This is a genomic window from Nocardia sp. NPDC056952, from assembly GCF_042674185.1.
Classification (GTDB): Bacteria; Actinomycetota; Actinomycetes; order Mycobacteriales; family Mycobacteriaceae; genus Nocardia.
Window position 1 is genome coordinate 219,869 of record NZ_JBHURA010000005.1, and the last position, 24,327, is coordinate 244,195.

Consider the following 24,327-nt stretch of genomic DNA (forward strand, 5'->3'; position numbering starts at 1 on the left):
TTGATCACTACTGTGGTCCGAGTGAATCGTCGGATCCTCACCCTGATCGTCGCCCTCGTCCCTGTCCTCGTGCTCGGTGTGGCGGGCAGCGTGGTCACCGTGCCGTTCGTCGCGCTGGGCCCCGGCCCCACCTTCGACACCCTCGGCCAGGTCGAGGGCAAGCAGGTGGTCGATGTCACCGGCGCGCCACTGGATCCCACGAGCGGGCACCTGAACATGACGACCGTGTCGGTGCGCGACGGGCTGAACCTGTTCGAGGCGTTCGGGTTCTGGGCCAGCGGTGAGCACGGCCTTGTCCCGCGCGCCGAGGTGTACCCACCCGGCGTGTCACGCGAGGAGGTCGACAAGTCCAACCAGCAGGACTTCAAGGACTCCGAGAGCGATGCCGAGGTCGCCGCGCTGCACTACCTGAAGATGCCGACGGTCGTGCTGGTCCGCGGACTCGGCGAGGACGGGCCGGCCAACGGCGTGCTCGAGGTCGGTGACGAGCTGATCAGCATCGACGGCACCCCGATCACCACGCCCAAGGACGTGATCGACATCGTCGGCACCAAGGCGCCCGGCGCCACCATCACCGTCGTCCACCGTCGCGGCGACGCCGAGCTGACCAGTCCGATCACCCTGGCGCCGCGCCCCGGCGACGAGACCAAGGGCTACCTCGGGATCACCCCGGGCGAAGGCGGACGCCCGCCGTTGCAGGTCGAGTTCAACCTCGCCGATATCGGCGGACCGTCGGCCGGTCTGATGTTCAGCCTCTCGCTGATCGACAAGCTCTCGCCGGGCGAACTCAACGGCGGCAAGTTCGTCGCGGGCACCGGGACCATCGACCAGGACGGCAAGGTCGGCCCGATCGGTGGCATCCAGTACAAAATGATCGCGGCGCGTGAGGCAGGCGCGGAAACGTTCCTCGTCCCCGCCGACAACTGTAACGAGGCCGGTCAGCGTGCTCCGGAGGGTCTGCGCCTGGTGAAGGTCGACACCCTCGACAGCGCGATCGCCGGACTTGCCGAGATCAACGCGGGTCGCGAGGCGATCGGCTGCGGGTAGTCACTCCAGCGTGTGGTGCAGGGCCTCGACCAGGCCCGGCGCCAGGTTGGGGTAGGTGCGCAGGTCGAGATCGCCGAAGCCGTCATCGTCCTCGGGACGGATCTGCAGCAGGCACAGGGTGGCGCCCTGGCGCAGCACACCCGCGATGAGCCGGGCGTCGCGCCGACCCGGATGCGCGTGCGCGGCGGCGCGCCCGGCCGCGTCGGCGGCTTCGTCATCGGCGAGTAGCGGAACCAGCGCTTCGTCGAGATCGCTCTCGGCGTCGGGCGGCAGCACCACGATCTCCTGCACCAGCACGCAGCCTTCGACCGCGGGCGGCCAGGTGGTGGTGGCCAGGAACTCGTCCAACGCCATCGACCCGCCGGTGATGTCGTCGGGGAAGGCTTCCTGGGCCACCGGGGTCAGCTCGCTGCCGTCGTCGAGCTGGTCTTGCAGGTCCGGTTCGGCCGCGGCCAGGTCGGCGGTCGGCACCAACGCGAACATCTGCGGCGGGTTTCCCCAGCCCTCGGCGTCGGCGAACTCGACGACCTCGCGGACACAGCGGGCGAGGAGAACTTCGGCGTGCTCGTCTTCGGTCACCCGCACATCCAATCATTTTCGGCCCAGACGCTTGCACGGTGTCCGATTTCCGTAGAGTGGGCGCCAACGGTCCGGCAACGGATCACCCGCAACATTCGGACTGCGGTGACTGCGCCGATCACGGTGTGGAACCGCCGGAGCATGGAGAGTGGCACCGTGGGCATGCGGCCCCCCACCGGCTTACCTTCGTTGTCCCGACGCAGCCGTGTGCTGCTGGTGACAGCAGTCGTCCTCGCGGCGCTGTTGCTGCTCGGGCCCCGCTTCACCGATGCCTATACCAATTGGTTGTGGTTCGGTGAGGTCGGTTATCGCAGTGTGTATCTCGGCGTGTTGCGCACGCGGCTGATGCTGTTCGTGGTCGTCGCGTTGCTCGTCGGCCTGGTGGTTTGGGCGGCGCTGCTGCTGGCCTATCGGTCGCGTCCGGTGTTCGTGCCGGTCGCCGGGCCCAACGATCCGATCGCGCGTTACCGCACGACCGTGATGAGCAAGCTGCGGCTGTTCGGCGTCGGTATCCCGGTGCTGCTCGGCGTGCTGTCGGGTTTGGTCGCGCAGTCGAACTGGGCGACGGTGCAGCTGTTCCTGCACGGCGGCGAGTTCGGTCAGCAGGACCCGCAGTTCCATCTCGACATCGGCTTCTACACCTTCGATCTGCCGTTCTACCGGATGGTGCTGAACTGGCTGTTCGTCGCCGTGGTGATCGCGTTCTTCGCGAACCTGGTGACCCACTATGTGTTCGGCGGCCTGCGGCTGGCCGGGCGTGAAGGCACCCTCACCAGGGCCGCGCGCGTGCAGCTCGCGGTGATCGCGGGGATCTTCGTGCTGCTCAAGGCGGTGGCGTACTGGTTCGACCGGTACGACCTGTTGTCGAGTACGCGTAAGGAGCCGACGTTCGGCGGTCCGTCGTTCACCGATATCAACGCGGTCCTGCCCGCCAAGCTGATCCTGCTGTCGATCGCGTTGATCTGCGCGATGGCGTTCTTCGCCGGGATCGTGCTGCGCGATCTGCGGGTTCCCGCGATGGCGGCCGCGCTGCTGGTGCTGTCGTCGATCCTGGTCGGTGCGGTGTGGCCGATGGTGGTCGAGCAGTTCTCGGTGCGACCCAACGCCGCGGAGAAGGAAAGTCCGTATATCGAGCGCAATATCCAGGCGACTCGCGAGGCGTACGGGATCACCGACGACAAGGTCGAGTATCAGGACTACCAGGGTGAGAGCAGGAAGAGCCCGCTCGAGGTGCCTGCCGACGCGGCCACCATCGGCAACGCCCGCCTGCTCGACCCGAACATCCTCTCGCCTACCTTCACCCAGCTCCAGCAGCGCAAGAACTTCTACGGCTTCCCCGAGTCACTCGACATCGACCGCTACAGCCTCAACGGCGACGTCCAGGACTACATCGTGGCCGCGCGCGAGCTGCACCCGGCCGCGCTGTCGGGCAACCAGAAGGACTGGATCAACCAGCACACCGTCTACACCCACGGCAACGGCTTCGTCGCCGCGCCCGCCAACCGGGTCAACAAGCCGCAGTCCGAGGCCCAGAGTGCCACGGGCGGCAGTGATTCGGGCTATCCGCTGTTCATGGTGAGCGACCTGTTCACCAAGGTCGAAGACCAGCAGATCAAGGTCGAGCAGCCGCGGATCTACTACGGCGAGCTGATCGCGCAGACCGATCCCGACTACGCCATCGTCGGCACCGCGGAGGGCCAGGCGCCGCGCGAGTACGACTCCGATCAGGCGCAGTTCACCTATGACGGCAGCGGTGGCGTGCCGATCGGGAACTGGTTCAACCGGCTGGCCTTCGCGGCCAAGTACGCCGAGCGCAACATCTTGTTCTCCTCGGCGATCAGCGAGGACTCCAAGATCCTGTTCAACCGTGGCCCGCGCGACCGGGTGCAGAAGGTCGCGCCGTGGTTGACCACCGACGGCAACGCCTACCCGGCGGTCGTCGGCGAGCGCGTGGTCTGGATCGTCGACGCCTACACCACGCTGGACAAGTACCCCTACGCCCAGCCGACGTCGCTCGACGGCGCGGTCGAGGACAGCATCGACAAGAAGACCGGACGGGTCATCCCGCGCAAGGAGGTCAGCTACATCCGCAACTCGGTGAAGGCCACCGTCGACGCGTACGACGGCACCGTCACCCTGTACGAGACCGACACCACCGACCCGGTGCTCAAGGCCTGGCGTGGTGTGTTCCCCGACGCGGTGAAGCCGCAGAGCGAGATCTCGCCCGAGCTGCGCGCGCACTTCCGCTACCCGGAGGACCTGTTCAAGGTCCAGCGCGACATGCTCACGAAGTACCACGTGGACAATCCGCGTGAGTTCTTCACCAACAACGCGTTCTGGTCGGTGCCCAGTGATCCGACCATCGAGGGCGGCACGTTCAACCAGCCCCCGTATTACGTGTTGCTGGGTGACCCGAAGACCAACAAGCCGGTGTTCAACCTGACCTCGGCGATGGTCGGCTACAACCGGCAGTTCCTCTCGGCCTACATCTCGGTGCGGTCGGACCCCGACGGGTACGGCAAGTTCACCGTGTTGCAGCTGCCGGTGGAAACGCAGACGCAGGGTCCGCAGCAGACGCAGAACTCGATGACCACCGCCGACGCGGTCTCCCGAGAGAAAACCCTGCTGTCGAACTCGAACAAGATCCGCTACGGCAACCTGCTCACGCTGCCGGTGGCCGACGGCGGCATCCTCTACGTGGAACCGTTCTACAACGAGCGCAACACCGGTTCGTCGACGTTCCCGCAGCTGCTTCGCGTGCTGGTGAGCTATCGCGACGCGGCGGGCAGCGTGAAGGTCGGCTACGCGCCGACACTGGCCGAGGCGCTGAACCAGGTGATGCCGGGTGCGGGTTCGCTGGCGACGCCGTTCGGTGGCGATCCGTCGGTGAAGCCGAAACCGGGGGCGGTTCCGCCGGTCGACCAGGGCGCCGTCACCCCGCCCGGTAACGGCACCACACCGCAACCGGGGACGACTCCGCCCGCGGGGTCGACGCAGGAGGCCGCGGCCGCCGAGCTCAGCCGCAAGATCGAGGCGGTGCGCACGGCGATGCGGACGGGCAACTTCACCGATTTCGGTAAGGCGCTGGAAGAACTGGACGCTGCGGTGAAGGCGTATCAGGACGCAGGCGGCCGGTAGCCGGCCGCCGCGCAGCAGCAAGAAAGGCCCCGTCTGGTCGACGGGGCCTTTCTTGTGCAGGGGGAACGGTGGATCAGCCGCCGATCGAGGCGATCAGCGGAGCGTTGGCGTCGAGCAGGGCCTGGTACTGGCCCGCGACACCGTACTGGTCGGCCAGCGACTTGCCCGCGGCCTTGGCCTGGTCGACGGCAGCCTGGACATCGGTCTTGGCCTCGGCGGGCAGTTCGACCGGCAGTTCGACGGCGGGCTCCTCGACCACCTCGGGCTCGGATGCGCCCGACTGGAGGAACTGACCGCAGTGCGGCCACGCGCCGACGCCCTGGCTGGCGAGCACGTTCTCCGCGACGCGGATCTGCTCTTCCTTGCTGGCGTTGTGCGCCGAACCCTGGCCGCCGTTGGCCGCCCAGGTGCTCTGCGAGAACTGCAGGCCGCCGTAGTAGCCGTTGCCGGTGTTGATGCCCCAGTTGCCACCGCTCTCGCACTGGGCGACGCCGTCCCAGTTGTAGGCGGCGGCGGAGGCGGTGCCGGTGGCGAGGCCGAACGGAACGGCAACAAGGGCGCCGGCGATGGCGGCGACGCCAAGGGCGCGGGTGCTGAATTTCCGGGTCTCAGTCATGGGGGAGACGCTAACCAAAGAATCGACGCCGATCACATCTTGATAACAAGCCGATTCTGTGAACGGAATAGTCGCCTTTTCAATGTTTACGCTGCATAACCAGTGGGAATACCTAGATTCCGGTCGGTCTGTTATTGGACCGTTATGTGTTCGGGATCACGGGGTGATAGTGACGCCGCTCACCGAAACTCGGCCCCGGCGCGTGCAGTTGCCGGAATGTGTGATGGCTGCCACAGTCAAAGGGTGAGATGTGCGGTGTTGCTCGTCGAGGATTGGGCTTTTTGGTCACGAAACCCTTGTTGACCTCGCGATTTGGCGCCTGCGCACACCTGTGTGTAATGTTGTGTTCACACCGACGCGGGGTGGAGCAGCTCGGTAGCTCGCTGGGCTCATAACCCAGAGGTCGCAGGTTCAAATCCTGTCCCCGCTACAAAGAAAAGGCCCGGAACCACTGGTTCCGGGCCTTTTCCGTTTCTCCGGGTCGATTCAGGCGTCGAGGTCGCTGGCGACGAGCTCGGCGATCTTGTCCAGAGTCGGCTGATCGTCGCTGGTGATCACCACCTCGGCGCCCTGGCCTGCGCCGAGGGTCATGATCATCAGTGCGGAGCCCGCGTCTACCGGGTCGCCGCCCGTGACAGCGATGGTGACGGGAACTCCTGCCGCGCCGACCGCTTCGGCGATGAGGGCCGCGGGGCGGGCGTGCAGGCCGACCGAGGAGCCGACGGTGACGGTAGTGCTTGCCATGGGATATCTCCTTGTGTGCGAATGGATTACGCGGTGGTGAGAACAGGGGCGACGGACTGCTTGCGGGTGACTTCCTTGGCGAGGGTGACGCAGGCCGCGGCGACGAGCGTGCCGGCGACCAGCGACACCAGGAACCAGCCGAGATGCCCGATCGCGAAGAACACGAAGATGCCGCCGTGCGGTGCGCTCAAGGTGACGTCGGTAGCCATGATCAGCCCGCCGGTCACCGCGCCGCCGACCATCATCGACGGCAGCACCCGCAGCGGGTCGGCGGCGGCGAACGGGATCGCGCCCTCGGAGATGAACGAGGCGCCGAGCAGCCAGGCGGCCTTGCCGTTCTCGCGTTCGGCCTCGGTGTAGAGGCGCGGGCGCAGCACGGTCGACAGGGCCATCGCCAGCGGCGGCACCATGCCCGCGGCCATCACCGCGGCCATGATCCGCAGGGTCGCGATATCGGTGACCGAGAGTCCGGCGGCGGCGAATGAATAGGCGGCCTTGTTGACCGGACCACCGAGGTCGAAGCACATCATCACGCCCAGGATGACGCCGAGCGCGATGGCGGAGGTGCCGGACAGGCCGTTGAGCCAGTCGGTGAGTCCGTTGGTCACGGCGGCGAGGGGCTTGCCGAGCAGCACGAACATCACGATGCCGACGATCGCCGAGGCCAGCAGCGGGATGAGCACCACCGGCATGAGCCCGCGGGCCCACGTGGGTACCGGCAGCTTGCTCACCCACAGCGCCGCGAATCCGGCCACCAGACCGCCGACCAGACCGCCGAGGAATCCCGCGCCGACGAAGACCGCGATCGCGCCTGCGGTGAAACCCGGTGCCAGGCCGGGACGGTCGGCGATCGCGAAGGCGATGTATCCGGCCAGTGCCGGGACCAGGAAGCTGAAGGCGAGCGAGCCGATCTGGAAGAGCACGGCGCCGAAATAGGTGGCCAGACCGCCGTCGGGCAGGTCGGTGATCGAGTTGTCGAGCACGATCGCCTTCGCGCTGTCGGAGATCTCGTAGCCGCCGAGCAGGAAGCTCAGTGCGATCAGCAGACCACCCGCGGCGACGAACGGGATCATGTAACTGACGCCGGTGAGCAGGATCTGGCGCAGGCGGGTGCCCCAGCCGATGCCCTTGGCCGCCGCCTGCGCGGGTGCGGGTGCGGTACCGCCGACGGTGGCGGCGTCCGCGGCGGTACTCGCCGCGACGGCCTCCGCGATCATGGTGTCGGGCTCGTTGATGGCGCGTTTGACGCCGGACTCGATCACCGGCTTGCCCGCGAACCGGCTTCGGTCCTTCACCCCGACATCGGTGGCGAAGATGACGGCGTCGGCGGCGGCGATCGTGGCCGGGTCGAGTTTGTCGCCACCACTCGAGCCCTGGGTTTCCACCGCCACGTCGACTCCGGCCCGTTCGCCCGCGGCGACCAGGGAGTCGGCGGCCATGTAGGTGTGGGCGATGCCGGTCGGGCAGGCGGTGACCGCGACGATCTTCTTCGGCGCACCGGACTTCGCTGTGCTGACAGCCGGTGCATCGCCCGCAGTGCCGTCTCCAGCGGACGCTGGGTTGTCGCCCGGGTGTCCGGTGGGGGCCGTCGTCGCGCCATCGGTTGTCGCGCCGGAACCGGCCACGCCCACTGCGGCGGTACCGGCTGCCGCCGCGCCGACTCCGGCGGCCGATGACTCGGAGACAGGAGTCGCATCCCTATCGTCCGCGGCGGAGGAGGTCCCCGTTCCGCCGTCGGCGGGCGAACCGGACCCGGCCGCACCAGCCGATCCCGTCGCGGCTGTGCCACCGGGGGAAGGTGTGGTCGCGGCCGGTGGGGGATTGATGACGCTGTTGACCAGGGCGACCACGTCCGCCGGTGTCGCGGCCGCGCGTAGGTCGGCGACGAAGGCAGGCCGGACCAGTGCGCGAGCCAACGACGACAACAATTTCATGTGCTCCGCGCCCGCGCCTTCCGGAGCGGCGATCAGGAAGACCAGATCGGCGGGCCCGTCGGGAGCGCCGAAATCGACGGCGGGTGCGAGGCGGGCGAAAACCAGTGAGGCGGTGGTGACGGCGGCCGATCGGCAGTGCGGGATCGCGATGCCGCCGGGTAGCCCGGTGGCCGATTGCGACTCCCTGGCGAGGGCGGCTTCGGCCACCGCGCCGACGTCGGTCGCGCGGCCCGTGGCGGCGAGCTTGTCCGCGAGCGCGGTGATCACGGCGCCCTTGTCGGCGCCGAGGTCGGCGTCGAGCGTGATCAGTTCTGGGGTGATGATCGAATCGGCCATCGTCGTGTCTTTCCGGAGTGGGGGTGGAGCAGGAGCTTGTCGGGTCCAGCGGTGCCGATCGGCGCGGTTATCGGCGTCGGCCGGTGGGGTAGCGCTGGGTGATGGATGTGTGGCGGTGGTGATCGCCGTCTGCGGTCGGATCTCGGATCAGCGGCGGACGAACGCGCAAGTCGCAGCGGTTCGAGTTCGGCGATGGGCGAAGGCGCCGGGCGCCGATCGTGGGGACGCTCATGCCGGGGCCGATGGTCGGTCGGCGGTGAGTGGGTGCGCGGTGACGGCTTCGAGGACGACGTCGGCGGGGCCGGGTAGTTCGGTGCCGGGGAGTGCGGTGGCGGCGCTGCCGTAGGCGACGGCGGTGCGCAGGCGGTCGGCGGGGGATTCACCCGCGAGGTCGGCGAGCAGGTAGCCGGCCAGGGCCGAGTCGCCCGCGCCGACGGTGCTGCGCGCGACGATCGGCGGGGCGGCGGCGAACCACGTGTCCTCGGCGGTGACCAGGACCGCGCCCGCCGCGCCCAGGGTTGCCAGCACCGCGCCGACGCCACGGTCGATCAGCATCGTGGCAGCTTCGGCGGCGGCCGTGGGGTTCTCGAGGTCGACGGCGTCGAGGCCGGTGAGCTGAGCCAGCTCCTCCGAGTTCGGTTTGATGAGATCCGGTGCGGCGCCCACTGATTCGGCGAACAGGGCGAGCAGCGGCGCATCGGAGGTATCGACGGCGACGCGGGTGCGACGCGTTCCGTCCGGCGAGACGGGCGGTGTGGACAACATCGCGACGAGCTGCGCGTACCAGTCGACGGGCACGCCCGGCGGTAGTGATCCGGACAGCACGATCCACTCGGCTCCCGCGGCCACCTCCACGAGCAGCGCTGTGAGTTCGGCCAGCTCGCGCGCCGACAACGGACGGCCGGGCTCGTTGATCTTGGTCGTGGTGCCGTCGGATTCGGCGATGGTCAGATTCACCCTCGGCCCGCCGGGCACCGGTACCGTGCGGAATTCGATGCCCGCCGTACGCAATCCGTGCACCACGGGGTCGTCGTCGGCCCCCGGCAGCACCGCCGTGACCGCCGCCCCGCCCCCGGACACCACCCGCGCGACATTGACTCCCTTGCCGCCGGGGTGCGAGGTGACGCTCGCCGCGCGATGCACCTGCCCGCGCCGCAACGGCTCGGTGAGGGTGACCGTGCGGTCGACACTCGGGTTCGCGGTCAGCGTGACGATCATGCGAGTACCACCTCGATTCCTTCGGCGACCAGTTCCGCGTGTGCGGTGGCCGGGATGTCGGTATCGGTGACCAGGACGTCGACCTCGGCGGCACTGCCGAAGCGCACGAAGTCCTCGCGCCCGATCTTGCTCGCGTCGGCGACCACGACGACCCGGTCGGCGGCGGCGATCATCGCGCGTTTCACGGCGGCTTCCTCCGGATCGGGGGTGGACAGCCCGTGTCGCACCGTCAGCGCGTTGGTGCCCAGAAACGCGACGTCGACCCGTAGTTCGCCGAGCAGCCGCAAGGACTCGGCGCCGACGGCGGCCTGGGTGACGCCGCGAACCCGCCCGCCGAGCAGGTGCAACCGGACACCCGCGAACCCGGTGAGGCGCGCGGCGACCGGTAGCGAGTTGGTGACGGTGACCAGGTCGACGTCGGCCGGCATGGCCGCGGCCACCCGCACGGTCGTCGTGCCCGCGTCGAACAGCACGCTGCCGCCCGTTCGCGGCAGGTACCGCTGCGCGAGTTCGGCGATCCGGTCCTTCTCCGCGGCGCGAGTGCTGTCGCGCTCGGCGGTGCCCGGTTCGAAGGTCGTGAGCGCGCCGGAACCGACCGCGCCCCCGTGCACCCGCCGGATCACCCCGAGTCGGTCGAGCACCGCCAGATCGCGGCGCACGGTTTCGGTGGTGACCCCGTACTGGTCGGCGAGTTCGGCGACGGAGACGCGCCCGCGATGCCCGATCAGGGTCGCGATCGCCTGCTGCCGTTCCTCGGCGTACATGGAGTTCCTCCGGTCTCGATGAATCTTTACTTATGTTGTTTTATGCCCACTTGTGTGGGTTTGTCAATGAATTTTGGTGATCCGAGTCACAACTGTTGCCCTCTGCCTATCGGGTGAATGGTGCCGACAGTCACACCACAACAGTGCGGGTGCTCGACATCACCGCGGAAATCAGTGCAGGTCAACGGCTTTCGCGTGCGCTTTCACGTCGCTGTTACGCGCCTCGTCCAAGATCGACACGAAGGCCGGAGACGCTGACCCCATGTGGCGATTCGCAGTGCGACCCCGTGTCACGGTCCTGGCCTGCGAGGTATGCGGCAGACTGCCGCATCCCGGCCGGACCAGGCTCACGCTGGCCAAACTCGCGGCGGTGTTCCCGGTCGAGCTGGCGCTGCACGCGTTGGTCGTCCATCTGCACCCGCCGTACCTGCTGACCGTCGCCCTGCTCACGGTCACCACCACGATCCTGGTGATCTGGGTGGTGGAGCCGTCGGCGATGCGAATGCTCGGCGGCTGGCTGCACGGCCCGGAACTACGGCACCGCGACCGCATCGACTCCGCGCCCGCGCTCTGGCGGATCCGCGTGCGCCTGGCCGACCGTCCCGGCGCGCTCGAGACGTTGGCCAAACATCTCGCCCACCGCGACGCCAACATTCTCACCGTGCACGTGCACCAGCTCGAGGACGCCGTCCTCGACGAACTCGTCGTCGCCGCGCCCGCCGAGGTCACCGCGCACGCGATCACCTCCGCCGCCGAACACGCGGGAGGGTCCGGAGTGCGGGTCTGGCCCGCGACCGTGCTGTCGCTGATCGATGGTCAGACCAAGGCGCTGGCCATCGCCGCCCGCATCGTCGGCGATCCGGACGAATTACCCTTGGCCGTCGCCGAACTGCTGGGCGCGCGCTACCTCGCGCCCGGCACGCCGGAGGTGAGCGAACCGGGCGAGGGCACGCTGCTGGAACTGGACCGTGACGATCGTCGCTGGGGTTTCGTACGCCCCGACGAACCGTTCACCCCCGCGGAAATCGCCCGCGCGCATCGGCTCGCCGATCTGGCGGTGCTCACCGCGCGACGACGGTGAGGTTCAGTCGAAGCCGAGGTCGCTGGTGAGCGGATCGCGTAGGGCGCCCTCGGCGGCCCGCAGGCGATCGGTGACCGAGGTCAGCAGATCCATCGAATCCTGGGACAGCCCGAGCGCGAGGCGGGTCAGGTGACGGATGGCATCGCAATGGAAGAGGTCGGCGAGTAGAGCGTCCGGGTCGGCGGGCGCGGCCGAGTGTTCGACGACGGTCACGGCAGGGGCACTCACAATCTCGTATTTTCGAGTATGACGCACCTTACATCCACCCTGCGGTCCGTGAACCCCGGTCGGCGTGCGAAAGTGCAGCAATGAGTCAGTTCGCCGACTATCAGAACGAGATCTACCTGGCCGCGCTCGGTGGGATCCAGCCCGAATTTCCCATGGATTACGCGACGCTCGAGCGCAAAGCCACTGCGGCACTGCCGGATTCGTTGCTGAACTATATCGCAGGCGGAGCGGGCGACGAGCTCACACAGCGGCGCAACGCCGAAGCGTTCGCCGATTGGGGTCTGGTGCCGCGAATGCTGGTCGGCGCCACCGAGCGCGACCTCGCCGTCACCGCCTTCGGCCACACCTTCGCCAACCCGCTGTTCCTCGCGCCGGTCGGGGTGATCGGTCTGGTCGGCGAGAAGGGCCACGGTGACATCGCGGTGGCCGAGGCGTCGGCGCAGACCGGTGTGCCCGCGATGTACTCGACGCTGATGGAGGACCCGCTCGAGGACGTGCGGCCGCACGCGGGCGACACGCCTTCCTTCTTTCAGCTGTACACGCCGAAGAACCGTGAACTCGCCGAGAGTCTGGTGCACCGGGCCGAGGCCGCGGGGTACGCGGGAATCACGGTCACCCTCGACACCTGGGTGCCCGGTTGGCGTCCGCGCGACCTGGCCGGCGGGAACTTCCCGCAGCTGCGTGGGCACGTGCTGAAGAACTACACCAGCGACCCGGTCTTCCAGCAGATGGTCGGCTCCGACGATCCCAAATTGATTGTCCTGCACTGGATCGCGACCTTCGGCAATTCGCTGACCTGGGATGATCTCGGTTGGCTGCGCTCGATCACCGATCTGCCGCTGATCCTCAAGGGCATCTCGCATCCCGAGGACGCGCGCAAGGCGATCGACTTCGGCGCCGACGGGATCTACTGCTCCAATCACGGTGGGCGCCAGGCCAACGGTGGGCTGAGCGCGCTGGAGACCTTGCCCGCGGTCGTGGCCGCCTGTGACGACCGGGTGCCGGTGCTGTTCGACTCCGGGGTGCGCTCGGGCGCCGATGTGGTGAAGGCGCTCGGACTCGGCGCGTCGATGGTCGGGCTCGGCAGGCCGTATGTGTACGCGCTCGCGCTGGGCGGTGTGCGCGGCCTGGTGCATCTGCTGCGCAGCTACGCGGCCGAAGCGGATCTGCTGATGGCGGTCAACGGCTATCGCGATGTGGCCGCGGTGCGCGAGAACATCCGGCCGACGACGCGCGGCCGCGCCACTCTCGGCTGACGGTGTCGCGGCCCGGAAGCCCCGAGCAGGAGGGTCTTTCGGGCCGTGTGGGCGGCTCGGGGGAGAACTTGTCGGTGCTGTGCGGCATCATCGGTGCGAAGACCACGCTGTAGCACCAACCCCCGGAGTCCACGATGTCCTCGCCGAGCACCAAGTCCGCATCCCGCCGATCAGCACCGCCGGTACTATCCGACGCCGAGCTCGCGCGTATCGCAGGCGAGCTCGCCGAGGGCAAACCGCCGATGGTGTGGTTCACCGCCGCCGCTGTCGGTGTCGCCGAGGGGAAGTCGGGCAAGGTTGTCGCGCTCGACGACCCGTCCGCGGGCGACTTCCTGCAGGTGCGGCCCACCGGTTCCAAAGATGTGCTCTCGTTCGGCCCGAGCGAGGTGACGCTGACCAAGCCGGCCCGCGGGACTACCGTAGCGCCGGGCGGATCCGCACGGACCCGCCCGGACAGTGCCCCCGCGCCGAGCAACCGAAAGGACAACACTGTGACCCAGCCGTCGACCCTGCCGAGCGCTGCTACGCCCGCGCCGAGGTCGCTCGCCCCGGTAGCCGATGATCCCAAGCCCGCCCCGGCAACGCCGCGGCCGGCGAAGGCTCCCGCGGTGCGCAAGGCCAAGGTGGCCGAGGTGACCGTCACCCTCACCGGAACCGCCGATGGTGAGTGGACTGTCGATGTGATCAACGGTAAGAAGCGCAGTGTGAAGGGGTTGGCGGTCAGCAGTGCGGCCGTCGCTCAGGCCGCGAAGATCCTGCACCCCGAAGTGGAGGAAGTGGTCGCCGGGATTCTGGAGGCTGCGCGGGGGGCTCAGCAGGCCAAGGTCGCGCAGTTGCAGGCCGAGCTGGAGGCGGCTCGGAAGCTGTTGGAGGAGTTGGGGGACTGACCTACTGGGCCACCCGCTGAATCCGCGGGGAGGCGGAGACGCGCCGCCGCGTCGACGGCTTTCTCAGTTCGTCGTGGAAGCTGAGGCCGAGGCGGTATTCCTTGGCGTGATACATGGCGGCGTCGGCGGTGCGGATCAGGTCGTAGATGGTTGTCTCGGTGGGGCGGGTGGTCACGCAGGCGACGCCGATGCTGGCGGTGATGGGGATTTCACCGCAGCTCAGCTCGAAGGGGCGGATGAAGGCGCCGAGGATGTGTTCGGCCAGCACGGCGGCTTCGGTGCGGGTGCGTGGTGCCAGGACCACGAATTCGTCGCCGCCGTAGCGGGCCGTGAGATCGGCGCTGGCGGTGGTGCGGCGGATGCGGGACGCGGCGTTGGCGATGAGTTCGTCGCCGACGGCGTGACCGTAGCTGTCGTTCACCATTTTGAAGCCGTCGAGGTCGATGAACAGCAGGCACAGTGGTTTTCCGGCCCACTGATCGCGATAGCGGTGTGGTGCGCGCAGCAGCGCGGCCCGGTTGAACAGCCCGGTGAGCAGGTCGTGGTCGGCCTGGTACTGGGCGCGGCGTTCGCTGCGCATGCTGCGCGCGATGGCGCGTTCGCTGCGCACCAGGACACCGACCAACAGCAACGTGAGCAGCGCGCAGATCACCACGCGGTCGACCACCCCGAGCTCGGCGCCGACCACACTCACCAGCGAGGCCGCCACCAGTGCCACCGCGATCATCCCGGCCCGCTGCCGCGATCGATGCGGTCCCACATCCTCGGCGTCGCGCAACCCGCCCATCGTCGGCTGCACCGCGGCCAGCCCGGCCAGCAGATACGCCCACTGCTGCGGCACCAGCGCGACTTCGGGATCGACCGCGATCGTGCCTGCGGCAGTGAGACTTTCGATCAACCCGCCGATGAGCACGGCGATCAGTGCGGCCTGCAACAACCGCAGCGATGTCTCCGAGCGCACCACCGTCGCCAGCGAATGCGCGAGCACGGTAGCCAGCAGCGCGTGGATCAGCGGATAGCTCGCGGCCAGCGCGGTATCGACGAACCCGGTGCTGTGCCGCAGGATCGGCGAGATCAGGAATGTCCACGAGGCCAGCAGCGCGCTGAGCCCGATGAGCGTCGAATCCAGCCAGAGGTCACGGGCATTGCGGAGGCGGTGCGGCTGCAACCAGCCGACGGCGGCCAAGCCCAGGCACAGCGAGGCCGCCAAGGTACACAGATCGTCGACCGGGTGCCAGCTCGGGCGCAGCCCGAGCGCGCGTATCGCGGTGCCCGCGGCGAACAGCGGCACCGATGCGGCCAGCAGGTACCAGGGCAGCCGGTGCGCGGGTCGATGGCAGTACATGCCGTACCCGATCATCGCCAGCGATCCCGCGACGATCACGATGAGCAGCAGAAACGGCAGCGCCCGGCCGCCCGCCAGCGGCGCGATCAGCACGGCCCCCGCCGCGCCGAGCAGCACCACGCACCGTCGCAGGCTCCCGTAGCGTGTCTCGCTGATGGTCATCAGCCCCCCTCGATCTTGCTGCGCACGCGACGAGCGTCGATCGAATGTGAGGCCGGTGAATCACTCGAAGTATCGGCCGAGAGCACCGAGTGTTGTTGTCCGAGCACGATCCCCAGCCGGCAGTGCCGACGCTCAAAACCTTTACAACTCAGTCGATCATGACACGTCCACGGCCCTGCTGTCGATGCGTTGAGAGCATTGCCGCATACCGATTCGGCACCCGGTGCTCGACAGTTGCCCGCCGCGGTGTTCGGTGATGACATCGTCGCAGCAAGCGGAGGGAAGTACGGGTGGAGAAGTGGATCGCGCCGGGCCGGGTGAACATCATCGGCGAGCACACCGACTACAACGACGGGTTCGTGTTGCCGATCGCCCTGCCGCTCGGCGTCGTCTGCGCGGCCGGACCGCGCGGTGACGGGCTGGTGCGGCTCACCTCGGCGCAGCGGCCCGGTGAGGTCGTCGAGGTGGGCGTCGATGCTCTTGCAGCACAACGGGATCGGCTGCCCCGCTGGGCCCGCTATCCGCTCGGTGTCGTCGACGAGTTCGTTCGTGGCGGTCACCGCGTCACCGGGGTGGACCTCGAACTCGACGGCACGGTGCCGATCGGCGCGGGCCTGTCCTCGTCGGCGGCCCTGTGCTGCGCGGTGACGATCGCGCTGCGCGACCTGTTCGCGCCCGCGCTCACCGATCGGCGCATGATCGAGATCGCCAGGGCGGCGGAGAACGGCTTCGCCGGAGTGCCGACGGGCCTGCTCGACCAGTCCGCCTCGATCCTGTGTACCGAAGGCCACGCCCTGTTCCTCGACATCCGTGCCTTCGCCGACACGGAAGCAGGTGCCGCAGAACAGATTCCGTTCGATCTCGCCACCGCCGGTCTGGCATTGATCGTCGCCGACACCGGCCACCCGCACGATCTGGCAGACGGCGGATATGCCGAGCGTAGAGCCCAGTGCGAAGCCGCCGCCGCCGCGCTGAATCTGTCCGCCCTGCGCGATGCCACCTCCGAAGACCTGCCACGCTTACGGGATCGAGTGCTGCGGCGTCGCGCGAGGCACGTGGTCACCGAGAACGCGCGGGTGCTCGCCGTCGTCGACCGGCTGCGCGCCGGTGCGGACCCGCGGGCGATCGGTGAGCTGCTGACGGCCTCGCACCACTCGCTGCGCGAGGACTTCGAGGTCTCCGCGCCCGCACTGGATCTCGCGGTCGACGCGGCACTCGCCGCGGGCGCACACGGTGCGCGCATAGTCGGCGGTGGCTTCGGCGGCAGCATCATCGCCCTGGTCGAGCACGTCGACCGGGTGGCCGAGAACATCATGCACCGTTTCGCCACCACAGGTTTCGCCCCGCCCCGCGTCTTCGCCGTCGAACCGGCAGCGGGAGCGCGCAAACTGGAGTGAACAGTTGTCCATTTTGTTCTGTGCGATTTCGCTGTGAGGCGCAGGACGGGCGCGCACAGTGGAAGCACCCGAAACAGTTCGACGGACGACGCGACCCGCGCCGTGTGAACGACGCTCGTGTGCCGTCCGGCTCCAGGTCAGGAGGGACACGCTGTGCCGCTTGCCTTTTCGCTCGCCACCCCAGAAGCCTCATCGACACTGCGGCTCGACGCCGCCCCGGTCGACTACGCGCTGGTCGCCCTGTATTTCGTCTTCGTCCTCGGCATCGGCCTGATCGCCCGGCGCCGGGTGTCGTCGAGTATCGACTTCTTCCTGTCCGGGCGCTCATTGCCCGCGTGGGTCACGGGCCTGGCGTTCATCTCCGCCAATCTCGGCGCGGTGGAGATCATGGGTATGTCCGCCAACGGCGCCCAGTACGGCTTCCCGACTTTCAACTACTTCTGGATCGGCGCCGTGCCCGCGATGCTGTTCCTCGGCGTGGTGATGATGCCGTTCTACTACGGCTCCAAGGTGCGTTCGGTGCCGGAATTCATGCGCAGGCGGTTCGGCACCGGCGCGCACCTGGTGAACGCGTTGAGCTTCGCGGTCGCCCAGGTGCTGATCGCGGGGGTGAACCTCTATCTGCTCGGCACCATCGTGAACGTGCTGCTGGGCTGGCCGCTGTGGATCTCGGTGGTCGTGGCCGCGGTGATCGTGCTGTCCTACGTCACCCTCGGCGGGCTCTCGGCCGCGATCTACAACGAGGTGCTCCAGTTCTTCGTGATCGTGGCCGCACTGCTGCCGCTGACCCTGGTCGGCCTGCACCGTGTCGGTGGCTGGGACGGCTTGCAGGACAAGGTGTCCGGCTCGCCGGGTGGCGCCGATCAGTTGCAGACCTGGCCGGGCAACGCGATGAGCGGTTTCACCGACAACTTCGCCTCGATCATGGGCATCGTTTTCGGTCTGGGATTCGTTCTCTCCTTCGGGTATTGGACAACCAATTTCGTAGAAGTACAGCGAGCCTTGGCCACTCACTCGATCTCGGCCGCGCAGCGCACCCCCATCATCGGCGCCTATCCGAAGATGTTCATCCCGCTGATCGTGGTGATCCCCGGCATGATCAGCGCGGTCCTGGTGCCACAGATGATCGAGTACAAGCAGCAGGTCACCGCGAATCCCGATTTCGAGGGCGACGTCACCTACAACCAGGCGTTGTTGTTCTTGATGAAAGAGGTGCTGCCCAACGGCCTTCTCGGTGTCGGGCTCGCGGGTCTGCTGGCGGCGTTCATGGCCGGAATGGCGGCCAATGTCTCGGCGTTCAACACCGTGTTCAGCTTCGATCTGTGGCAACAGTACGTTCGGAAGGGACGACCCGACGGGTACTACCTGAAGGTCGGCAGGTTGGCCACGGTCGGTGCGACGGTGGCGGCGATCTTCACCGCGTTCATCGCGGGCGGATTCAGCAACATGATGGACTACCTGCAGACCCTGTTCAGCTTCTTCAACGCACCGCTGTTCGCGACGTTCATCCTCGGCATGCTGTGGAAGCGGATGTCGCCGACCGCGGGCTGGGTCGGCCTGGTCAGTGGCACGCTCGCCGCCGTGTTCGTGTTCCTGCTCAACGAGACCGGGGTGACGAACCTGTCCGGGCAGGGCGCCAGCTTCGTCGCCGCGGGCGCCGCGTTCGTGGTCGACATCGCCGTCAGCGTCGCGGTCACCCTGGTGACCAGGCCGAAGCCGGCCGCCGAACTGGTCGGCCTGGTGTATTCCGAGACGCCGAAGGCGATGCGCACCGATGCCGATGCCGACTCGCTGCCCTGGTACCAGCGGCCGGCCCTGCTCGCCGGGATCGCCCTCGTACTGGTGATCGCCCTCAACATCATCGTCGGATAAGGAGTCAGCACCATGCTTTTCGATATCCGCACCATTGTCGGTGCGCTGCTCGGCAGCTACGGCGTCATCCTGGTGATCACCTCGCTGGTGCAGGACAGTGCGGCCCAGGAGGTCAAGACCGGCGGGGTCGATGTGAATCTCTGGGCGGGGCTCGGCATGATCGGGTTCGCCGTCGTGTTCATCGGCTGGGCGCTGCTGCGCCCGGTCCAGGTCCCCGAGGTCGCGGCGATGACGATGGAGGAATTCACCCCGGATCCGTGACGCGTGTGCGCCCGGGTCGCTGTGCGGGGCGCGGTAGCGTCGAGACCATGGCGAACACGATGCGCGCGTTGCTGACCGGTGCCGGATCGCTCCGGGTCGGCACGGTGCCGGTTCCCGTGCCGGAGCCGGGTCAGCTGCTGGTCCGGGTCGCGGCGGTGTCTTTGAACAACGCCGATGCCAGTGCCGACGCGAGCTCCGACGGTGTCGAGCGGGTCGCCGGGTACGAGTTCAGCGGTGAGGTGGTCGGCGGTGACGACTCCCTGCGCGGACAGCGGGTGATGGGGACAGCGCCCGCCGCCTTCGCCGAATTCGTCGTGGTGGACAGCCGTCACGTGGTGCCGGTGCCCGCGCACTTGGCGCCGACGGCCGCCGCCGCCCTCCCGGTGGCGCTGTTCACCGAGCACGGCGCGCTCACTGTCGCCGGTGCGGCACCCGGGCAGACCGTGTTGGTCACGGCGGGCTCATCGGCGCTGGGACTGATCGGCATCCAGGTCGCCCGCGTACTCGGCGCCGCACGGGTACTGGCCACGACTCGGACGCCGGGTAAACGCACGCTGCTCGAGCGGGCGGGCGCCGACCTCGCGCTGTGTGTAGACGGCGCCGACCTGGCCGATGAGGTACTCGAAGCCACCCACGGTGCCGGGGTCGATGTCGTGCTCGACCATATCGGTGGCGCGATGGTCGACATCGCGATCGGGTCGACGGCACCGGGTGGCGTCGTGGTCAGTGTGGGCAGGCTCGGCGGCGCCGAAGCCACCATCGACCTGTTCGGTTTGGCGCGCCGTCGGGTCCGCCTGCAATCGGTGTCCTACGGTTTCACCCCGCCGGAGGTGATCGGCGAGCGGCTCGCCGCCCTGACACCGGTCGTCTTGCCCGCCGTCGCCGACGGCCGGATCGCGGCTGTCATCGACAGCGTGCACCCCTTCGCAGATGCGGCCGCGGCCTTGGAACGCCTGCGTGGCGGCGCCACCGAGGGGAAAGTCGTGCTCACGCTGACCTGATACGCAGTGCCCCACAGCCGGAAACGCAGGGCTCAGACTTCGATGGCCCCGGGGATTCCGTCCTCCACGACGAAACTCGCCCGCGTGCTGATCGGGGCACCCGGACGGCTCACATAGGGAACCACGCGGAAGTCGTTGCGCCACTGGCGATGGTCGAGGTCGACGCGGACATAGCCGCGTTGCCGGTTGTAGAACTTCAGGTCCGGGTTGGCGGCCAGCAGGGTACGGCCCGCGTCGGTGAGATCCGCGCCGTCGCTGCCGGTACTGATCGACGTGCCGGTGAATTCTGTTGCCACGACGGGTGATTCGGGATCAGCGTAGTCGCGGCGTAGGTCGGCCACGTAGTTCTCGTGGCGGTCGCCGGTGATCACGACCAGGTTGTCGACCGCGTGGTCGGTGGCCGCGGCCAGCACCGTATTGCGGTCTGCGACATAGCCGTCCCAGGCGTCCGTGCCGAGCAGCAGGTCGGGGCCGGGGTCGTAGTCGGACTGGGCCATGGCGACCTGATTGCCGAGTACCTGCCAGCGGGCGGACGAGGTGGCGAAGCCGCCGACGAGCCAGTCACGTTGGGCCGCACCGAGAATGGTGCGGTCGGTGGCGAAGCGGTCGGCACATCCGATGACCGCCGAGCCGTCACCGCAGGCCTGCGGGGTGCGGTACTGCCTGGTGTCGATCATGGTGAATTCGGCCAGATCGCCGAATCGGTAGCGGCGGTGCAGGTGTATCGACGGGCCGACGGGCAGCTGCGCCAGGCGCATCGGCTGGTGCTCGTACATGGCCTGGAACGCAGCGGCCTTGCGGCGGCGGAACAGCGGCGCGAGGCGGTATACGTCGAAGCCGAGGCCGGGATTGTCACCGGCCCAGTTGTTGTCGAGCTCGTGATCGTCGAGGGTGACCAGCCAGGGGAACGCCGCGTGCGCGGCCTGGAGCGGCGCTTCGCCTTTGGCCTGGGCATAACGTAGTCGGTAGCCCGCCAGATCCACTGCCTCGCCGGCGAGCTGCGGCGGCAGGTGCGCGCCGCGGCGGGCCAGCACCCAGGAGGATTCGTAGATGTAGTCGCCGAGATGCACGACGAGGTCGAGATCTTCGGCGCTGAGGTGTTCGTAGGCGGTGTAGTACCCCGAACTCCACGACTGGCACGACGCGAAGGCGAACCGGAGCCGCGCGGTCGGGCTGTCGAGCGCGGGCGCGGTGCGGGTGCGCCCGACCGGCGAGATCGCCGAACCGGCCCGGAACCGGTAGTAGTACCACCGATCCGGCGCCAGCCCGGCGATCTCGGGATGCACACTGTGCCCGAGCTCGCGGGTCGCCACCGCCGAGCCCCTGACCACGACTTTCGTGAATCGTTCGTCCTCGGCGACCTCGTAGTCGACGGTCACCGGGGCGACCGTCATCCCGCCGTACCCGTCGGGTGCGAGCGGATCGGGGGCGAGTCGCGTCCACAGCACCACTCCGTCCGGGGTCGGTTCGCCGGAAGCGACCCCGAGCGAGAACGGTTCGCCGAGCCGCCGTGGCGCGGCGAACCGTGCACTGCTCACCGCGGAGACCCCCACGAGAGCGGCGATCGAACCGCCGATGCCGCCGTGCAGGAGTTGTCGGCGAGACAGCGTCATCCGCTGATCCTTTCACCGCGGATCCGAACCATCCACCGATCGTGTCCGGTTCGGCGTCGCGATGCTGGTGTCAGAGCCGGAAGATCCGCGAGCCGACGGCCCACCCCGCGCTGGACCAGTTCGGACCGAAGCACGCCACGGTGCCCGCCTGGCCGACCGGCAGGTCCTGGCGGATCGTGTACGGCCCGACGGCGAAGGGCGCGATGTTGTAACCGATGCAGTCGACCTCGAGCCGGTAGGTGCCCTCACCGCCGTAACAACCACCATTGAACGCCCACGGGCCGTTCATCGATCCCTGGCAGCCGGGATCAGCGGCGGCTGTCCCCGCGGCGACACCGGTCAAGGCGACCGCGATGGCCGGAGCGGCCAAGCACATCGCTACTGCGCGAGCTGAGGTTCTCATGGGGAAGCTCCGATCATCGAGGGTCATGGGTTACATGGGATGTTTCCTCGATAGTTAGCCATGCGTTACACCTTGTCCGCGCGAGCGGCCAGGCCCAAGGCGACATCGATGAGCAGGAAAACGACCAGGCTCACGCCGATGAGCGGGAGGAACCAGCCGATGGCGACCGCCGCACCGACCAGCGGAACGGTGATCCACGGCGACGTGCGGCGCAGCACCCCACGCCGTGGCGGGACGGGCAGAGCGGCCCTGCGGGTGGGTCGACGCTGCCACCACATGCGGTAACCGAGCACGATCACGGTGACGAGGCCGATCATGATCGCGAGCAGCAGCAGCTGGTTGACCAGGCCGAACAGCAGACCCATGTGGAAGGCGATGCCCCAGTTGGTGAGCTTGGCCATCAGCGGCCAGTCGGCGAACGCCAGCCGGTCGGTGACCGTGCCGGTCGCGCCGTCGACGGCGAGCGAGTCGACGGTGTAGGTGCCGGGCAGGCGCAGTTCCTTGATGCCGAACGCCTTCTCCGGTGTCGCCGGGATGGCGATTTCGGCGCCCTGGGTGATGCCCTCGGCGCGAGCGACCTCGTACACGCGATCGAGCTGCGCGATCCGCGCCGAGGAGTCGACCGGGGCCGGGACGGTCTGCCCGCCGCTGTGGTGGTCGCCGCCCGAGGACTGGGCGGGACCGGCGGTGCCCGGCAGCTTCACACTCACCGCGGGGGTGGTCCAGCTGAGTTCTTCGCGCAGCTTCGTGACGTTCTCACCGGCATAGGTCGACCACGTCATGCCGGTGGCCGAGAGCAGCAGCACCACGGGCAGGATCCAGACGCCGATCGCGCCGTGCCAGTTCATCTTTCGACGCCTGGTCTGGGACAGATCCGGCTTGAGCAGCCACTGCGCCGAGCGCCGCTCGCGCCGCTTGCGCACCCGGTGCACCCACAGCACCAGCCCGAACAGCGCGATCACCCACAGCCACGACGCGGCCAGTTCGCTGTAGAGCCTGCCGGGTTCGCCCAGGTGCAGGCTGCGATGGAACTCGCTGAGCCAGGTGCGCAGCGGCAGCGCGCCACCACTTCCGTAGACCACGGACTCGCCGACCGGCTGGGCGGTGTGCGGGTCGACGAACACCGACAGCCGCTCGGAATCGCCGAGCGCCGGATCGTTGAACAGGATGCGCGTGGTGTCGCCCTCGTTCGGGGCGGGGGCGACCGCGACCAGGGTGAGGTCGGGGCGCGCCGCGACTGCCGCGCCGACCTGGGCGGACAGGGCCTGGTCGGGCCCGGTGGTGTCGACCTGCAACAGATCGCGCGAGACGAACCCTTCGATCGTCGGCGCGATCGCGTACAGCGCGCCGGTGAGCGCGGCGATCAGGATGAACGGGGCGACGAAGAACCCCGCGTAGAAGTGCAGGCGCAGGGCCAGCGGAGACAGGCGTAAGCCCCGGCGTGCGCCGGAACGGGGACTGTCACCGGGGATCGGTGGTGCCGAGGGGGAGTTCTCCTCGGCCGGACGAGTGTCCGTGATGCTCATGCTGATTCATTTCTGGAGTACTGGAACCCGGTGCGCGCGGACAGGTCCGGCTCGGCGCCCGCATCGACGACGGCACGCGAAGGCTGTCGACCTGGTGCGGCGTGGAGCCTGCCGATCGCTGGGCGCGGATTTCGTCCGAGCGGAGCCGGACGAACACGGCCGACCGGCGGCGCACGTCGAGCGCCACGCTCACGTCGAGACAACGGGTGACGTCAGCGTGGGGAGGCGACAACGAGGCGCGCGGGTTCGACACGGGGACACCGCACGACGAGTCCGTGCACCGGGTGAGGGAAAGGTCAGAAAGGAATCGCGAGCGGGGGAGCGCGGGTTCGCAGCGACGACGTGGCGAAGATCCGCAGGATGACGCGGTCGCGGTGGGCCAGGCGCAACGGCGCCGGGTCGGGGATGCGGGGAGTGCGGTAGCGCAGCGGCAGGATGCGTGCCAGCACAGCGCCGCCGACCCGGTATGCGGCCTCGGCGCCCACGATGACGACGGCCGCGAGCAGCGCGGCGACGGTGTGGGCGGTGAGCATGCCGAGTCCGAGCGAATCGTCAGCCGAGTGCGAGTGCCCCGACCAGCTCATCGTGGTGTGGCCGACCAGCTGACCACCCAGCAGCACCGCCGCCAAACCCAGCGCGCCGTGACGCAGTGGTCCGATCCCGGCGACCAGTGCGCCGACAACCGCCGAGGCCGCGGCCAGCAACACGATCGCGGTGCTGCCCGGCAGCGCCCCACCGGCGGCCAGCCCGTGCGCGGCCAACGACAGCGCGCCCGACATCGAGCCCGCGCAGGCACCACGCAGCCGCGCGCCGACAGCACGCGACGGCGCGGACGCCTGCTCGAACCCGATGATCACGCGCTGATGATAGTCGACCGACGAGGCCCGCTCGGCGGCAATAGAGCGGGCTACGTCCAGCC

At 68.5% G+C, this 24,327-nt stretch carries 21 protein-coding genes and 1 tRNA gene; 10 read left to right on the forward strand and 12 right to left on the reverse strand.

Translation table 11 applies throughout. The annotated features are described in order from the left end of the window. Positions 1 to 21: 21 nt before the first annotated feature. The gene (locus ACFTS5_RS19800; protein ID WP_378632867.1) at positions 22 to 1,047 is read left to right on the forward strand and encodes a PDZ domain-containing protein; all 1,026 of its coding nucleotides are present in this window, start codon (positions 22 to 24) and stop codon (positions 1,045 to 1,047) included. Here ACFTS5_RS19800 and ACFTS5_RS19805 read toward each other — a convergent pair whose 3' ends face one another. Further along, entirely contained in the window at positions 1,048 to 1,626 is a 579-nt protein-coding gene (locus ACFTS5_RS19805; protein WP_266292347.1) for a PPA1309 family protein, read from the reverse strand. It abuts the gene before it with no gap. A gap of 156 nt (positions 1,627 to 1,782) precedes the next feature. Between ACFTS5_RS19805 and ACFTS5_RS19810 the strand changes: the two genes are divergently transcribed. Then, a complete protein-coding gene (locus tag ACFTS5_RS19810) occupies positions 1,783 to 4,764 on the forward strand; it encodes a UPF0182 family protein (protein WP_378633458.1) in 2,982 nt (993 codons plus the stop codon). 73 nt (positions 4,765 to 4,837) lie between these two features. On the opposite strand, the gene ACFTS5_RS19815 is transcribed toward ACFTS5_RS19810, so the two are convergent. Beyond that, positions 4,838 to 5,380, reverse strand: a complete 543-nt coding sequence (locus ACFTS5_RS19815; RefSeq protein WP_378632869.1) for a transglycosylase family protein — start codon at positions 5,378 to 5,380, stop codon at positions 4,838 to 4,840. A gap of 356 nt (positions 5,381 to 5,736) precedes the next feature. On the opposite strand from ACFTS5_RS19815, the gene ACFTS5_RS19820 reads away from it, so the two are divergent. Next, positions 5,737 to 5,810 (forward strand) — tRNA-Met (locus ACFTS5_RS19820). 56 nt (positions 5,811 to 5,866) lie between these two features. Here the strand turns inward: ACFTS5_RS19820 and ACFTS5_RS19825 are convergent. From ACFTS5_RS19825 to ACFTS5_RS19840, 4 genes are all read right to left on the reverse strand, one after another. After that, positions 5,867 to 6,124 carry an HPr family phosphocarrier protein gene (locus ACFTS5_RS19825; protein WP_101466146.1) on the reverse strand — a complete coding sequence of 86 codons (258 nt, stop codon included), beginning with the start codon at positions 6,122 to 6,124 and terminating at the stop codon, positions 5,867 to 5,869. A gap of 26 nt (positions 6,125 to 6,150) precedes the next feature. After that, a complete protein-coding gene (locus tag ACFTS5_RS19830) occupies positions 6,151 to 8,394 on the reverse strand; it encodes a fructose-specific PTS transporter subunit EIIC (RefSeq protein WP_378632872.1) in 2,244 nt (747 codons plus the stop codon). 228 nt (positions 8,395 to 8,622) lie between these two features. Then, entirely contained in the window at positions 8,623 to 9,612 is a 990-nt protein-coding gene (locus tag ACFTS5_RS19835; protein ID WP_378632875.1) for a 1-phosphofructokinase family hexose kinase, read from the reverse strand. Further along, positions 9,609 to 10,376 (reverse strand): DeoR/GlpR family DNA-binding transcription regulator, encoded by a 768-nt coding sequence (locus ACFTS5_RS19840; RefSeq protein WP_378632878.1) that lies wholly within the window; start codon positions 10,374 to 10,376, stop codon positions 9,609 to 9,611. The genes ACFTS5_RS19835 and ACFTS5_RS19840 overlap by 4 nt, the downstream gene beginning before the upstream one ends. A 262-nt stretch (positions 10,377 to 10,638) precedes the next feature. Here ACFTS5_RS19840 and ACFTS5_RS19845 point away from each other — a divergent pair, with 262 nt between their 5' ends. Then, positions 10,639 to 11,457, forward strand: coding sequence for an amino acid-binding protein (locus ACFTS5_RS19845; RefSeq protein ID WP_378632879.1), 819 nt, complete (start codon positions 10,639 to 10,641; stop codon positions 11,455 to 11,457). A 3-nt stretch (positions 11,458 to 11,460) separates the two neighbouring features. Here ACFTS5_RS19845 and ACFTS5_RS19850 read toward each other — a convergent pair whose 3' ends face one another. After that, on the reverse strand, positions 11,461 to 11,685 hold the full coding sequence (locus tag ACFTS5_RS19850) for a hypothetical protein (protein WP_378632882.1): 225 nt from the start codon (positions 11,683 to 11,685) through the stop codon (positions 11,461 to 11,463). An 80-nt stretch (positions 11,686 to 11,765) separates the two neighbouring features. Here ACFTS5_RS19850 and ACFTS5_RS19855 point away from each other — a divergent pair, with 80 nt between their 5' ends. Then, positions 11,766 to 12,941, forward strand: coding sequence for an alpha-hydroxy-acid oxidizing protein (locus ACFTS5_RS19855; protein ID WP_378632884.1), 1,176 nt, complete (start codon positions 11,766 to 11,768; stop codon positions 12,939 to 12,941). Between the two features lie 134 nt (positions 12,942 to 13,075). Further along, positions 13,076 to 13,828 carry a DUF6319 family protein gene (locus tag ACFTS5_RS19860; protein WP_378632887.1) on the forward strand — a complete coding sequence of 251 codons (753 nt, stop codon included), beginning with the start codon at positions 13,076 to 13,078 and terminating at the stop codon, positions 13,826 to 13,828. A 1-nt stretch (position 13,829) separates the two neighbouring features. Here the strand turns inward: ACFTS5_RS19860 and ACFTS5_RS19865 are convergent, their stop codons facing one another. After that, positions 13,830 to 15,335: a diguanylate cyclase gene (locus tag ACFTS5_RS19865; RefSeq protein ID WP_378632890.1), complete on the reverse strand. Its 1,506-nt coding sequence runs from the start codon at positions 15,333 to 15,335 to the stop codon at positions 13,830 to 13,832. A gap of 290 nt (positions 15,336 to 15,625) precedes the next feature. On the opposite strand from ACFTS5_RS19865, the gene galK reads away from it, so the two are divergent. From galK to ACFTS5_RS19885, 4 genes are all read left to right on the forward strand, one after another. Continuing rightward, a complete protein-coding gene (gene galK, locus ACFTS5_RS19870; RefSeq protein ID WP_378632892.1) occupies positions 15,626 to 16,732 on the forward strand; it encodes a galactokinase in 1,107 nt (368 codons plus the stop codon). A 153-nt stretch (positions 16,733 to 16,885) separates the two neighbouring features. Beyond that, positions 16,886 to 18,604, forward strand: a complete 1,719-nt coding sequence (locus ACFTS5_RS19875; protein ID WP_378632895.1) for a sodium:solute symporter family protein — start codon at positions 16,886 to 16,888, stop codon at positions 18,602 to 18,604. A 12-nt stretch (positions 18,605 to 18,616) separates the two neighbouring features. Beyond that, complete coding sequence (locus ACFTS5_RS19880; protein ID WP_378632897.1) at positions 18,617 to 18,865, forward strand: hypothetical protein; 249 nt, start codon at positions 18,617 to 18,619, stop codon at positions 18,863 to 18,865. A gap of 47 nt (positions 18,866 to 18,912) precedes the next feature. Further along, positions 18,913 to 19,866, forward strand: coding sequence for a zinc-binding alcohol dehydrogenase family protein (locus ACFTS5_RS19885; RefSeq protein ID WP_378632899.1), 954 nt, complete (start codon positions 18,913 to 18,915; stop codon positions 19,864 to 19,866). A 32-nt stretch (positions 19,867 to 19,898) separates the two neighbouring features. Here ACFTS5_RS19885 and ACFTS5_RS19890 read toward each other — a convergent pair whose 3' ends face one another. The 4 genes from ACFTS5_RS19890 to ACFTS5_RS19905 all read right to left on the reverse strand — a co-directional run bounded on the left by ACFTS5_RS19890 (position 19,899) and on the right by ACFTS5_RS19905 (position 24,265). Continuing rightward, positions 19,899 to 21,479 carry an alkaline phosphatase D family protein gene (locus ACFTS5_RS19890; RefSeq protein WP_378632901.1) on the reverse strand — a complete coding sequence of 527 codons (1,581 nt, stop codon included), beginning with the start codon at positions 21,477 to 21,479 and terminating at the stop codon, positions 19,899 to 19,901. Positions 21,480 to 21,549: 70 nt separating this feature from the next. After that, on the reverse strand, positions 21,550 to 21,882 hold the full coding sequence (locus ACFTS5_RS19895) for a hypothetical protein (protein ID WP_378632903.1): 333 nt from the start codon (positions 21,880 to 21,882) through the stop codon (positions 21,550 to 21,552). Positions 21,883 to 21,947: 65 nt separating this feature from the next. Then, positions 21,948 to 23,408, reverse strand: a complete 1,461-nt coding sequence (locus ACFTS5_RS19900) for a PepSY-associated TM helix domain-containing protein (RefSeq protein ID WP_378632905.1) — start codon at positions 23,406 to 23,408, stop codon at positions 21,948 to 21,950. 296 nt (positions 23,409 to 23,704) lie between these two features. Next, positions 23,705 to 24,265, reverse strand: a complete 561-nt coding sequence (locus ACFTS5_RS19905) for a hypothetical protein (RefSeq protein WP_378632906.1) — start codon at positions 24,263 to 24,265, stop codon at positions 23,705 to 23,707. Positions 24,266 to 24,327: the final 62 nt, after the last annotated feature.